This is a genomic window from Dyadobacter sediminis (assembly GCF_005860765.1).
Classification (GTDB): domain Bacteria; phylum Bacteroidota; class Bacteroidia; order Cytophagales; family Spirosomataceae; genus Dyadobacter; species Dyadobacter sediminis.
In genome coordinates this window covers 93,931-106,650 of record NZ_VCEI01000021.1, presented here as the reverse complement: position 1 = coordinate 106,650, position 12,720 = coordinate 93,931, and the positions used below count along the sequence as shown (strand labels likewise).

11 protein-coding genes are annotated in these 12,720 nt (G+C 46.4%); all 11 read right to left on the bottom strand.

Features of this window, described 5'->3' with window-relative positions:
• Positions 1-26: 26 nt before the first annotated feature.
• The 11 genes from FEM55_RS07825 to FEM55_RS07780 all read right to left on the bottom strand — a co-directional run bounded on the left by FEM55_RS07825 (position 27) and on the right by FEM55_RS07780 (position 12,681).
• A complete protein-coding gene (locus FEM55_RS07825; RefSeq protein ID WP_138280786.1) occupies positions 27-602 on the bottom strand; it encodes a DUF4136 domain-containing protein in 576 nt (191 codons plus the stop codon).
• 332 nt (positions 603-934) lie between these two features.
• Positions 935-2,302: a Gfo/Idh/MocA family protein gene (locus FEM55_RS07820; protein WP_138280785.1), complete on the bottom strand. Its 1,368-nt coding sequence runs from the start codon at positions 2,300-2,302 to the stop codon at positions 935-937.
• Positions 2,303-2,392: 90 nt separating this feature from the next.
• Complete coding sequence (locus tag FEM55_RS24925; RefSeq protein WP_171036506.1) at positions 2,393-2,560, bottom strand: hypothetical protein; 168 nt, start codon at positions 2,558-2,560, stop codon at positions 2,393-2,395.
• A 292-nt stretch (positions 2,561-2,852) separates the two neighbouring features.
• The gene (locus tag FEM55_RS07815; RefSeq protein ID WP_138280784.1) at positions 2,853-3,800 is read right to left on the bottom strand and encodes a sugar ABC transporter substrate-binding protein; all 948 of its coding nucleotides are present in this window, start codon (positions 3,798-3,800) and stop codon (positions 2,853-2,855) included.
• Between the two features lie 108 nt (positions 3,801-3,908).
• A complete protein-coding gene (locus FEM55_RS07810) occupies positions 3,909-4,862 on the bottom strand; it encodes an ABC transporter permease (RefSeq protein ID WP_138280783.1) in 954 nt (317 codons plus the stop codon).
• Between the two features lie 42 nt (positions 4,863-4,904).
• On the bottom strand, positions 4,905-6,407 hold the full coding sequence (locus FEM55_RS07805) for a sugar ABC transporter ATP-binding protein (RefSeq protein WP_138280782.1): 1,503 nt from the start codon (positions 6,405-6,407) through the stop codon (positions 4,905-4,907).
• Positions 6,408-6,505: 98 nt separating this feature from the next.
• The gene (locus tag FEM55_RS07800; protein WP_138280781.1) at positions 6,506-7,669 is read right to left on the bottom strand and encodes a Gfo/Idh/MocA family protein; all 1,164 of its coding nucleotides are present in this window, start codon (positions 7,667-7,669) and stop codon (positions 6,506-6,508) included.
• Between the two features lie 180 nt (positions 7,670-7,849).
• Entirely contained in the window at positions 7,850-8,887 is a 1,038-nt protein-coding gene (locus FEM55_RS07795; protein WP_138280780.1) for a sugar phosphate isomerase/epimerase family protein, read from the bottom strand.
• Positions 8,888-9,291: 404 nt separating this feature from the next.
• Positions 9,292-10,506 carry a class I mannose-6-phosphate isomerase gene (locus FEM55_RS07790; protein ID WP_138280779.1) on the bottom strand — a complete coding sequence of 405 codons (1,215 nt, stop codon included), beginning with the start codon at positions 10,504-10,506 and terminating at the stop codon, positions 9,292-9,294.
• Between the two features lie 188 nt (positions 10,507-10,694).
• A complete protein-coding gene (locus tag FEM55_RS07785; RefSeq protein WP_138280778.1) occupies positions 10,695-11,777 on the bottom strand; it encodes an aldose 1-epimerase family protein in 1,083 nt (360 codons plus the stop codon).
• An 88-nt stretch (positions 11,778-11,865) separates the two neighbouring features.
• The gene (locus tag FEM55_RS07780) at positions 11,866-12,681 is read right to left on the bottom strand and encodes an alpha/beta fold hydrolase (protein ID WP_138280777.1); all 816 of its coding nucleotides are present in this window, start codon (positions 12,679-12,681) and stop codon (positions 11,866-11,868) included.
• Between the last annotated feature and the right edge of the window lie 39 nt (positions 12,682-12,720).

Here is a 12,720-nt window from a genome sequence, read left to right as displayed (position 1 = left end):
AAGTCTTTTGATTGGCTTTCAGCTGATTATTTTCTGCTATAAGTATCCAGTGTAGCCTGAGGGAAAGTTCTCAGGATATCAGCCATTGTATTTTTTACCATGGTTTCGCGGTCATCCTTTTTAGTAGGCGCTTTCACTTTTCCGGACGCCCATCCCTGCCAGATCATCCGGTCGCTGTTTTTCTGATAAATATTCAGGATAAAACGGCTTTCCTGATAATTGTAAGTAGAATAGTTGTTTCCGCCGCCATACCACCACATATAAGGCGAGTACATATTGTTGGAACGAACCTGCTGACGTTCTTTTACGTCAGTCATAAACCGTACAATAATCTCAGGATTCTGCTGATCCAGCTTGTACCCTTTTGATTCCATTACTTCTACAACGGCATCGCCGAGCCTTCTTCTGTTCAGTTCACTTCCCAGAAGCGGGTCCTGTTCAATGTTATGCTCCGCCTCTACTTTAAATGTTTTAAACTGTTTCAGATTCACCGAAGAATCGTAATCATAACTAACCTGAAGTGCCTGACTACAACTCATGACCAGTATTCCCGCAAAAGCCACCCATGCAGTGGATTTCATCAACTTCACTATGTTTTTCATTTTTATTTGTTTTTGATTTAGTAAATATCTGACTGTTTAAAGGGTCAAAAGTTTAATTGCTTTTTCAGATATTTCATTAACTAATAAACAAATACGCTTGGTATATCAGTTCAAAAATTTAATACAATTTAACCACTTTCCACCGTCAAAAATTACGTCAGAAATGCGTAATATGACTTTACAGCAAAGATTTCTGCAATAACCCAATTCCTGAAATTACAGAGAAAAGGTAATCGGGAAAGTCATTGCAAACCAGGTTAAAACAAACAACGCGCCCGGGTTCTAAACCGGACGCGCCTGACTGGAATTACGGACCACAAATTCTTGAAATACTAAACGTTTTTGTAATCAGGATGCTTGTAAGGATCACGGTACGGGCGCGCCAATAGGTTATTTGCTTCACGGTCACCCACGATTTCACGTTTGACCGGATCGTATACAATCGGCCTTCCTGTTTTCATGGAAACATTGGCGAGTATGCAGCTTGCTGTGGAAATATGGCCTTCTTCAATGTCGGCAATGGGCTTGCTGCTGTTGTCAATGGCGCTCAGGAAATCCAGCATGTGCAGCCTGGTGGCGGGCGCTGCATTCAGTTCTATTTTATCTTCTTTGAGGTCTTCCGGATATTTCTCTTTTTCATAAACAACATCTTTATGGATCTTTTCCCCTTTGCCTTCAGGGATAAAGTCGTAAGACATCGTACTTGCCCACAAAGTCCCTTTTTCGCCGTACAAAGTAAATGACCATGGATAATCCGGATTGTTCGGCGTTCCCCACGTGCGGTGCTGCCATACGCAATTCAGCCCGTCGTATTCGAATACCGCCGACTGCGTGTCCGAAATATTGGATTTCCCTTCTTTCTGCACATAAATGCCACCCGTGGAACTGATTTTTTTGGGCCAGCCCAGTTTGAGCATCCAGCGCACCGTATCGAACATATGAATGCACATATCGCCGGTTATTCCGTTGCCGTACTCCATAAAAGTCCGCCACCAGCGTACGTGCGGCAGTCCGTCATAAGGTCGCAACGGAGCCGGGCCGGTCCATTTTTCATAATCCAGAAAAGCGGGAACGGCTTCTACGGGCGGGTTGCCGTTGTTGCGCATGTGAAAGTAACAGCACATTTCCACGTGCGAGATTTTGCCCAGCAAACCGGCATCCACAATATTCTTTTTGGCATCGATCAAATGCGGCGTGCTCTTGCGCTGCGTTCCCACCTGAACAACCTTTTTGTACTTTCTGGCGGCTGCAACCATTGCTTCGCCTTCCATGACATCCACGCTGATCGGTTTTTGCACGTATACGTGTGCACCGGCTTTTACCGCATCGATCATCTGAAGTGCATGCCAGTGATCCGGCGTGCCGATGAGCACAATGTCCATTTCGTTTTCAACAAGCATTTTCTGGTAATCGCCGTACAGTTTGGGCGTTTTGCCGGATTTCTGCCGTTGGCTGACGAGCTTGCCGGCTTCGTTCAACTGGTTTTTATCCACATCGCAAAGTGCAATCACTTCCACCGGAGCAACCTGTATTAATCTGAACAAATCACTTTTTCCATACCAGCCCGTGCCGATCAGTCCGACACGCCAGGCTTTTGGCGGATTAATAAGATCCATTCCCTGCGCGCCGAAAGTGGAAAGTGCAAGTGCAGCCGTGGCACCGTGAAGAAAATTCCGGCGGTTTATATTGAAACTGTTCATCAGGAATTTAGGATTGATTTAAAAAACAAAAAAGCGTCCGTAATGAGTGGACGCTTATAGAAAGATCGTTTTTGACAATGTTTACTATCTTTAGTAATACTTTACAGCATGAATTCCTTTCTTGCTCTTGATAACCGCTTCCAATTTCTGTTTTGCCTCCATCCAAGGAATAAGCATTTCAGGATTTTCCTCTGCTTCACGCAGCCGGGCAAGTACCGATTCTTTCTGCCATTCCGGAATTTCAATTACTTCTTTCATAATAAATAGCTAAGTATAGCATGAATATTTTACGGTAAGTTATCAAATAATAATGCTGGAAAAATTATACTTGACTGCGAATTGGTAATTAAAAATTTTTGTAATCTCCTTGAAAAAACAGTAAAACCTAAATTTGCAACCTATGAAAACGCCGGTAAATAATTCATCCAAAACGAAGAATAACATAAAAAGCATATTTCCATAAATGCCTTTTCACAAGCCAAGTTAAAGATAGCTATGGAAAGTCTGAAAAATGATGATCTGACTTTGATCAAAAAGAAGAAAGCATAATTTACTGCTTTAAAAATTCTCCGACATTCTCTTTCGTTACCAGCTGAAACGGGATCAGCACTTCTTTTTTGAATGCTTCTTTTTTGGCAGCTTTTATGGCAGTTTCGATGGCGGTACCGCCTTGCTGCGCCGCATTCTGATAAATTGTAGCGTCGAGCGTTCCTTTTTTTACAGCCTGCAAGGCATCCGGAATGGCGTCCACGCTGATTACAATCACTTTGTTTTTCAAGCCTGCGGCCTCTAATGCTTTGACGGCGCCCATGCCCATTTCATCGTTATGCGCAAAAATGGCATTGATCTGATTGCCATACGATTGTATCCAATTTTCAGTCAGTGACATGGCTTTGGCACGATCCCATTCGCCGGATTGTTCCGCCAGTAATTTCAGGCCGGGATTGGCTTTAAGCACTTCTTTCGCACCCGCATCCCGTTTAAGTTGTGCCGCCTGACCCATAAATCCATGCATGATCAGCACATTTCCTTTACCGCCCAGTTTTTCTGCAATGTATTTCATCGCTATACGTGCCGATTCGGTATCATCCGAACCCACAAAAGCAGTAGGCTTTGCCGAAGTTTCCGAATTGACGTTGATAATCGGGATTTTGGCGTTCATGGCCAGTTTTACAGCGGGCGAACTTGCTTCCACTTCACACGGATTCATGATAATGGCGTCCACACCCTGCGCGATAAAGCTTTCCACTTGCTCCACCTGCTTCAACGCCGAACGTTCCGCATCAACCGTAATCAGTTCTACATCAAGCGCCTTGGCGCGGGATTCCATTTCATCGCTTACATTGACGATAAACTCGTTCTGCATGCTTAGCATCGTTGCGCCTATAACCAGCTTTTTACCCGCATTTTCACCGCCGGATTCGCTGCCGCCGGACTGGTTGCAACCCAATAAAATAACACCAGCAATAAAAACAGCATAAACCGCATTAAACTTCATACCCATTGATTTAACTATTTTGAAACAAAAAATAACTCAGCCACAAGCCATTAACTACACATGACATTAATTTCCCCTTTCTCCTTCTTTCATTCCTCCTTCTTCCCTTCACCCCCTCTCCTTCTTCCCCGCACTATCCAGCACTACTGCTCCGATAATGATAACACCCATCACAACCTGCTGGTAATAAGACGTCACATTTAACAAATCAAGGCTGTTGCTGATGACACCGATCAGCAGCGCACCGATTAACGTGCCGGTCATCGTGCCGGTTCCGCCGGATGTACTCGTGCCGCCGATGATGGCCGCAGCAATGGCGTCCAGTTCAAATCCTGCGCCGGCATTGGGCTGACCGGTTGTAATCCGGGAAGTAAGCAAAATTCCACCCAAGGCAGAAAGGATGCCGCAAATGGTATATACCCACATTTTCACACGGTTTACTCCGATTCCCGAAGCCCTTGCAGCAGGCTCGTTCCCACCGACCGCATACATATATCTTCCCAGAATGGTTTTGTTTAAAATCACCGAGCAAACCAGAAAAGCAATGATCAGAATAATAATCGGAAACGGAATTCCGAAAACATTCCCGCCGCCTATGAAGTTGAACGGATCGGACAAGTTGGAAACCGGACGTCCTTTGCTGAGAATCAGCGCCAGTCCACGGCCGATTGTCATGGTTCCGAGTGTAACAATAAACGGAGGCACTTTGCTTTTTGTAACTACAAAGCCGTTGAAAGCACCAAAAAGCAAGCCGGCGCCCAGCCCTGCCAGCAAAGGAACAGCCAGCGGATACGTATCCGGATGCGCAAAAGTAGCCGCCACAACGCCGGTTACTGCTACCATGGAGCCGAGCGAAAGATCGATGCCGCCCGTTATGATCACAAACGTTACGCCGAATGCCAGCAATGCATTAATGGAAACCTGCGTACCGATAATCATGAGATTAGGTACGGTAAAAAACCGGGGCGTACTCAGCGCAAGTACAATGCAGATGATCGCAAATGCCAGAAAGATTCCGTACCGGCCTGATTTCAGAAATCGGGAATTAAATTTTTCGTTCAATGATTGAGTCGGTTAATGCTTACTTGTTCCGAAAGCCGGATTTCAGGCCACTGCATATTTCATGATCATTTCCTGCGTGGCTTCTTTTCCGGAAAGTACGGCCGTTTGTCTGCCTTTGGATAAAACCAGAATCCGGTCGCTCATACCCAGAATTTCGGGCAGTTCGGATGAAATCATAATGATAGCGATTCCTTTTTCAGACAGATTTCGTATGAGTTTATAAATTTCAACTTTTGCGCCTACGTCCACACCTCTTGTCGGCTCATCCAGAATAACGATTTCAGGCGATGCAAGGAGCACTTTTCCAATGACGACTTTCTGCTGGTTTCCGCCGCTCAGCTGAACTGCTTTCTGATCTGTTCCGGAAGTTTTTATTCTTAATTCGTTGATGATCCGGTTTACTGTCAGCTCCTTGCCTTTTTCGTCAATAAATATCCCTTTCCGGTGCTGACGTAAACTCGACAGGATGATATTGTCTGAAACGGACATGTCCGGGATAAATCCCAGTCCTTTCCGGTCTTCGCTTACATATCCGATTCCCTTGCTGATTGCGTCCTGCGGAGATTGGATGCGCACGTTTTGATCTCTGATTTTTATTTCACCTTTTTCCAGCGGATCAAGTCCGAAAATAGCTCTTGCTATTTCCGTTCTTCCTGCGCCCATCAGTCCGGCCAGACCAAGGATTTCACCGGAGCGGACCTGAAAATGAATGTCAGAAAATTTTCCCTTACTGCTCAGGTTCTGAACAGACAAAACAACTTCACCATGATTCCCGGCATTTTCCGGAAACATCTGACTTATTTCACGCCCGACCATCATGGCGATCAGCGAATTGTTGTCCAGCTCCGAAGCAGCTTTGGTTGCAATGTATTTGCCGTCCCTTAAAACCGTAATGGTATCCGAAATTTCAAAAATCTCGTCCATTTTATGCGAGATGTAAATAATGCTTACTTCCCTCGCTTTCAATTCCCGGATGATCCCAAAAAGCGTAGCGACTTCCCGGTCGGAAATCGCGGAAGTCGGCTCGTCCATGATGATTACTTTGGCATTGTTGGAAATGGCTTTGGCAATTTCGACCATTTGCATTTGCGCCACGCTGAGGAACTTCATTCTGGCTTCGGGATCAATGCTGACGCCCATTTGTTTCAGGAGTTCTGCGGCCTTTCTATTGATTTCGGAATCATCAAGCCAAAGTGACGGCCAGCCTGATTTGCGGGTAACTTCTTTTTCCCTGCCCAGAAATATATTTTGTGCAACGGTAAGTTCGGGTATAACCAGCATTTCCTGATGAATCATGGAAATGCCTTTTTTCAATGTGTCGCTTACATTGCTGTTTTCCAGATGACTTCCTTCAAAGATTATTTCACCGGAATCCGCCGCAAGCAGTCCGATCAGGATCTTCATGAAAGTGGATTTCCCAGCGCCGTTTTCGCCCATCAGCGCATGCACTTCTCCTTTTTTGAGGTCAAGCTGAACATTGTCCAAAGCTTTTATGCCTGAAAATGATCTGGAAAGCTGTTTTACACGCAGAATGGTTTCGGCCATGGTTTGAAGAAAGGCTTTAACCGCAACCTGATCGAGAAGCAGTCAAAGCCTTTTATTTTTAGTTTAAACAGAATACCGGAGCGGGCCGGAAATCAAAATTAATTTCCTTCCCAGGTTACGCCTGTATCTTTCCAGCTTTTTGAGGCTGCGGAATCCAGAACGGCTTCGCACACTTTCTGGGTTTCGTAAGCATCCTTGAAAGTTGGCTGACAAGGTTTTCCGGTTTGCAGGCTTTCAAAAAAATCAGCTGCCTGATGAATAAAAGAATGTTCATACCCGATGCTCGTGCCGGGAATCCACCACCTTTTCATATACGGCTGATCACTGTCTGTCACCAGAATGGATCTCCATCCGCGGACAATCGATTCGTCGTTATGGTCAAAAAATTCGAGGCGGTTCAGGTCGTGCAGATCCCAGCGGATGGACGCATGCTCGCCGTTGATCTCAAAAGTATAAAGCGCCTTGTGCCCGCGTGCATAACGAGTAGACTCAAAAAGTCCGAGCGAGCCGTTATCGAAATGACAATGGAAAATACAAGCGTCGTCAATCCCTACTTTCTGAACTTGTCCGCTGCCCTGATGCACACGCTCCTTGATGAACGTTTCGGTTACAGCCGATACATCCTTGATGCCGCCGTTGATCCACATGGCCGTATCAATGCAATGCGCCAGCAAATCGCCGGTTACGCCGGAACCCGCCGCATCCACATCCAGACGCCATGTCGCGGCGCCGCCCTGCGGAACATCCGGATTGATCGTCCAGTCCTGAAGAAAATTGGCACGGTAATGAAAAATCCTGCCGAGCTTGCCTGAATCAACGATCTGCTTGGCCAGCGTAACGGCCGGAACGCGGCGGTAATTGTACCAGACTGTATTTTTAACGCCTGCATTTTCAATGGCATCCACCATGGTTTTGGCTTCTTCCAAAGTCCGTGCAAGCGGTTTTTCGCACAATATCATTTTGCCTGCGGCTGCGGCAGCAATGGCGATTTCGGCATGCGTATCGTTGGGTGTACAAATATCTACCGCATCAATATCATCCCGTTCAATGATTTTTTTCCAATCTGTTTCTATAGATTCATAGCCCCATTGTTCGGCAAATGCGCGCACCTTTTCTTCATTACGCGAACAAACTGCCTTCAAAACCGGACGATATTCCAGTTCAGGGAAAAAGTCGCCGATTCTTTTATATCCGTTGGAATGCGTACGGCCCATTAATCCGGTACCGATCAGTCCAATCCGTATTTCTTTTTTGTTTGACATAGTTGTTGGGTTTTGGGAGTGGCTTTTGGCTGTTAGCTATTAGCAGTTGACGGTTACTATTCGGCTAATTACCTTTAGCTTTTATCGTTGTTTGGATGGTTAAGAAATGAATGCTACCAGCTATTAACTTAGTACCATTAGCCAAGAGCTAACAGCTAATGGCTAACAGCTAAGAACCATTCAATTTGGCTCATACCAGCCATGCGCTTTACGGACTTGGATCAATGCCGCAAGTATGTCATTCCAGGTTTTCTGGCTGTTCATTACATCGTTCGGGAACATGCAGCCGTCCCAGCAGATATGACCGAATTTCTTGGTAATGTTTCCGTTTTCGTCCCTTAGCCAGTAACCGGCATCATGCGTAATATCCAGCTTTCCGTTTGGATCCGTTGCAAGGCAGTGGCGGCCGGTTTTGTCATGTGATCCTGTTCCGTGAACGGTTCCGTCATTTTGCGCAACGTGGAAATCGATAGTCCATGGGCGCAATGCAGCAGTCATTTTTTTAAGGCCTTCTTCCAGGGAAGCACGATCATCCCAGTCGAAATTTTCAGGAAGCACACGGTGTTCCGGTGCATTGTACCCAAGCAGATAAAGGAAAGTATGGGACATATCTGCCTGGAAACCGATATTCGGACGGTCTACTGCTTCCAGTGTATCGATCATCGTTCGCCAGCTGTGCATTCCTCCCCAGCAGATTTCTCCTTCGGCTGCCAGTTTTTCACCGTAATCCGCAGCTACGTCACAAGCTTTTCTGAAAGTTTCCGCTATGAGTTTGGTATTGTTTACAGGATCAAGCGCCCAGGCTTCCGGCTTGCTAGCCGAATCAATGCGGATAATGCCATGCGGGCGAATGCCGTATTCTCTTAATTTCTGTCCGAAAATGCAGGATTTACGCACCATCTCGACAAATGTATCACGCTCTTCCTTGCTGCCCATTGCAGGCCCGCCCCAGATCGGCGCAACAAGGCTTCCGATTTCAAGGCCAAGTCCTCCTATTTTATCCACCAGTTTTTTGATACCGTCATCGCTCATATCGAGATCAATATGCGGATCAAAAAGGCCAAGATCGACGCCATCAAATTTTATGCCGTCCACTTCTGCAGCGGCGGTTTTTTCAAGCATGGTATCAAATGAAATAACGGGTTCCGAGTCAGAACCTTTGCCTACAATGCCGGGCCATGTAGCATTGTGGAGTTTGGGATAATTATTTTCAGGCATGGTTTAAGGATTAATGGTTTAATATCAAAAAACGATAGCTATAAACAGGAGGCCCCTCCGGGGCCGCACTGGAATGTTTTAGCTGCGGAGGAGCTTTCTGTTTGTAGAAATCATTATTCCGGATTCATTTCCGGGCTCTGGCGGAGCCTCCTTGCGGACATAAGGAGGCTCTGCCAGAGCCCAGTTATCATTCAAACACATCTTTTCTACAAACAGGAGGCCCCTCCGGGGCCGCATTGAAATTCCAGCTCCGGAGGAGCTTCCTGTTTGTATAAATCATTATTTCGAATTCGTTTCCGGGCTCCTGAGGAGCCTCCTGATTACCGTAAGGAGGCTCCACCGGAGCCCAATCACGAATCAAACATGGCTTTTCTACAAACAGGAGGCCCCTCCGGGGACGCACGTTATAATATCAGATCAGGATTTCCCGGACCGAAGTGCTTCAAAATCACAATCGGGTCTGTTTTGGACGGATTGCTGATGACAACACCTTCAATCGCCGCTTTTTCACTTACAAAAAATTCATCGTTCGTCAATTGTCCGTAACGGATCAGTGCAGGCGTTTCAATATCCCAGTCACCGAATTTGCCATGGCCTTGCATAACAATTATTCCGTAAGCTGCCGCATCCCTGATGGTTACGGTTTTTCCCGGAAGTACGGTAAGTTCTTTTGCACTGAATGCTTCGTTGAGATAACAAACCCAGTTTTCAACATAACCTTCAGCTTCCATTTCCTCCATTGCTTTTACCGGCTTGGGACGCATAAAACGGGTTTCCAGCAAATTCGGGTTTACGTTCAGTTCCCAGTCGATTACTTCCATAAGCTGGTCGTAATCCCCTTTTCTGTCTTCGGGTGTTCCGTTCCAGAGCAGTTCTTCCGGAATAATAGCTTCATTTACCAGAGACTGGTACATAGCAAAAACGTCCGAAGCTTTTTGCGGCTCATACGTGCACAGACTTCCCGGTGCATGCAGCATGCCCGGAGGAACATCCCAGCCGGTTCCCGGCTCCAGACGGAATGCCTGCGAGTAATTTGTGATCTTGTTATCGCCTTTTGAAAAATTCATCAGACACTCCTTGATCTGTTCCTTTGTAGTTCCCGGAGCAATCCCGAAGAAGGTATATGGAAAATCCCCGCCGTGATTATTCAGCTGGGGCGGGAAATAATAGGCTTCCGGCTTGCCTTTTTGTCCGATCAGCGCAGCGTGTTCGTCGTTGTGGTGAATGTGATGCGGAAGCGGACCCATGTTATCAAAAAACTTCGAATACATCGGCCAGCTCTGATACTCGTTCCAGAGACGTTCGCCAATCAGTTCACCTTTCAGTTCATCAACGGCATCTTTCAGTAATATTTGCTGCTCACCAGTTCCGTCATCAAAAACAATGGCACTCAAACCTTCATTTTCACCGGTTAAAGGACCATTTTTAGCAGGAGTTGTGGAAGATAACCAACGCTCGTCGATTCCGCCACGCTCTCCGCCCAGAACATAATAATCATCCGGATGCAATTTAATCCTGCGGCCCGGAACACAGAATGAACGCGGCACCCACGTCGGCGCCAGACGCAATATTCCTTTTCCCTGTTCTAATGCCTTTTCAGCTATACTTGAAAGTCCCATTGTTTTATTTTAAAATTTGGTTTTGATTATTAAGCGATTCAACTTTTGATTTATACTTTGCAGCTGTTAGCTGTTAGCTGTTAGCTGTTGGCTTCTGACTATTGGCGAGATAAATGTTAATTAATTCAAAATCCCTTTGTACCCTTTCCTTTATCCCTCCTCCTTTCTCCCTTTCCCGTTACTCCTCTTCAAGACACATTCACACTCAGCACAAACTCGTCAATGGCTTCCTTTTCTGTCATGATTTCCAGTTCCAGCTCATAAAGCTTGCTTTCTTCCGGTTCAATAAATAACAGCGTCTTGTCTTTTCTGGCCTGAGCCTGTCCGGACAGCGGATGCGTGCTGGGTTCAATGCCTGTGACGTACTCGCCTTTTCCCCAATGCTGCCAGTTGGCCAGCCATGGAAGCTGTTCTTTTTTGAATTTCATTGCAACCGCAAGCCCGAGTCTGGAATTATGCAATCCACAGATGCTCTGGCCGAAAATATCGGCTTCCACATCGATTAAAGCAACTTCTTCGCCCGTTCCCAGATGCGATTCCAGCGGAGCAGGACATTTCTTAAAATCGTTTCCTTCTTTAAAGATCTTTGCGCTTTCCTCGCCATGGCGCGGATGCCATTTGCCATTCCATAAAATATCGGCACCTTCATCGGCAAGCGGCCAGCCGAAATTGAAATGATAAAGCAGCATGTGCGGAGCGGGCGTGTTTGCTTTGTTTGTTACTTCGTCATGGATACGGATTACGGATTGCCCGATTGTTGCCGAAATGGTTCTTTTCAGTTCCAGGTTGGGTCCAAAGGGTTTAGTCTCGCGGATAATGCCCGTTATGCTCATTTCCAGTTTTCCGGCCCTGAGATCGGGCTGAATAATGGAGATAATTTCGGCAGGAGAATTACTGATATGTCCGTGCAAACCGCGTTCGCCGTAATTGTCGGATTCCGGGCCGCCTACGTGCGTCAGTCCGCAGGTCGTCAGCAAGCCTCCGCCAAAAGTTCTCAGCCAGTCAATCCCCTTATCGGAAAACGGCTGCGGATACGTAATGCCGCCATGGCTCAGCCATGCCAGGCTATGCTGATTGTAAAATGCATCTGCAATGTCCATGGCTCTGTCAATGACCACCTTGAACCGCAAACCTGTTCCGGTATTGAACCAGGCGATCCGCGTGCCTCTTCCGGCGCCATTATCAATCACGGAAGTTTCAATGCCTCCTACCTGCTGATGATTTGATACTTTGTCTCTCCAGTCTTGATTTATCGAATCGGCACTCTCCATTATATATTATTTAAACTAATAATTATCTAAAAGGAAAAAAGGCGCAATCGGGTCGGTTTTAATGTATATCAATCAGAAAATACCTTTATTAATGTACAGAAGGTACTTTCTGCAGCCAGTTTCTGATTCTATCGTTAAAATCTTCGGTATGCTCGAAGTGAAATGCATGTCCAAGCTTGTCGTACAAGTAAAGCTCGGCGCCGGGAATTCCGTTAGCCACTTCTTCGGCCATCCAGACGGGCGTGAAAATATCCTCTTTCCCGCCGATGACCAGCGTTGGTTTGTTTATTTTGCCAAGATCATTCAATGCGTTATGCGATATGCATGCAGCGGCTTGTCCTTCGAGGCCGTGCAGCGGCTGCGGATAAGGATTACAGGCGTCCTGTCTGCGGCCTGTTTCGAGTTCTTCATGTTTCTGTGCATTGTCCCACGAAGATTTGGAGAAGATAAGCAGCTGAATATACAAGCTGAATTCTTCGGGCCGGAACCTTGCCTTGCTGTTCATGATATGACTGAACAGTCCTTTGGCGTAATTGTCGCAACGTGCCCACGGACACATCAAAACCAGCGATTTTACCTTGTCCGGATGCCGAATTGCCAATTGCTGCGCAATGGTACTGCCCATCGAGCAGCCAACGACATGCACGTTTTCCAGTCCAAGCGAATCGAGCAGGCCGGCATAATCATCGGCCATTTGTTCTGTGGTATAAGGCCCGGCGGGCTTGTCCGTCTGGCCTACGCCGCGGTTGTCGCCTATAATGCAACGGAAATGATGCTTCCAGTCTGCAACATGAACATTCCATACAGAACCCGGTGCCGTGATTCCCATTATGAGCAGTAACGGTTCGCCCGAACCTCGTTCTTCATAATAAAAATGGATTCCGTTGGTTTTTATGGTCGGCATTGTTACAGAATATTGGTTAAAAAAAAATTTTGCTAGAAA

Coding starts and splice junctions, on each gene's coding strand:
- FEM55_RS07785 (WP_138280778.1), bottom strand. CDS start 11,777: ATGGAGAGTGCCGATTCGATAAATCAAGACTGGAGAGACAAAGTATCA.
- FEM55_RS07790 (WP_138280779.1), bottom strand. CDS start 10,506: ATGGGACTTTCAAGTATAGCTGAAAAGGCATTAGAACAGGGAAAAGGA.
- FEM55_RS24925 (WP_171036506.1), bottom strand. CDS start 2,560: ATGAAAGAAGTAATTGAAATTCCGGAATGGCAGAAAGAATCGGTACTT.
- FEM55_RS07780 (WP_138280777.1), bottom strand. CDS start 12,681: ATGCCGACCATAAAAACCAACGGAATCCATTTTTATTATGAAGAACGA.
- FEM55_RS07800 (WP_138280781.1), bottom strand. CDS start 7,669: ATGTCAAACAAAAAAGAAATACGGATTGGACTGATCGGTACCGGATTA.
- FEM55_RS07820 (WP_138280785.1), bottom strand. CDS start 2,302: ATGAACAGTTTCAATATAAACCGCCGGAATTTTCTTCACGGTGCCACG.
- FEM55_RS07795 (WP_138280780.1), bottom strand. CDS start 8,887: ATGCCTGAAAATAATTATCCCAAACTCCACAATGCTACATGGCCCGGC.
- FEM55_RS07815 (WP_138280784.1), bottom strand. CDS start 3,800: ATGAAGTTTAATGCGGTTTATGCTGTTTTTATTGCTGGTGTTATTTTA.
- FEM55_RS07825 (WP_138280786.1), bottom strand. CDS start 602: ATGAAAAACATAGTGAAGTTGATGAAATCCACTGCATGGGTGGCTTTT.
- FEM55_RS07805 (WP_138280782.1), bottom strand. CDS start 6,407: ATGGCCGAAACCATTCTGCGTGTAAAACAGCTTTCCAGATCATTTTCA.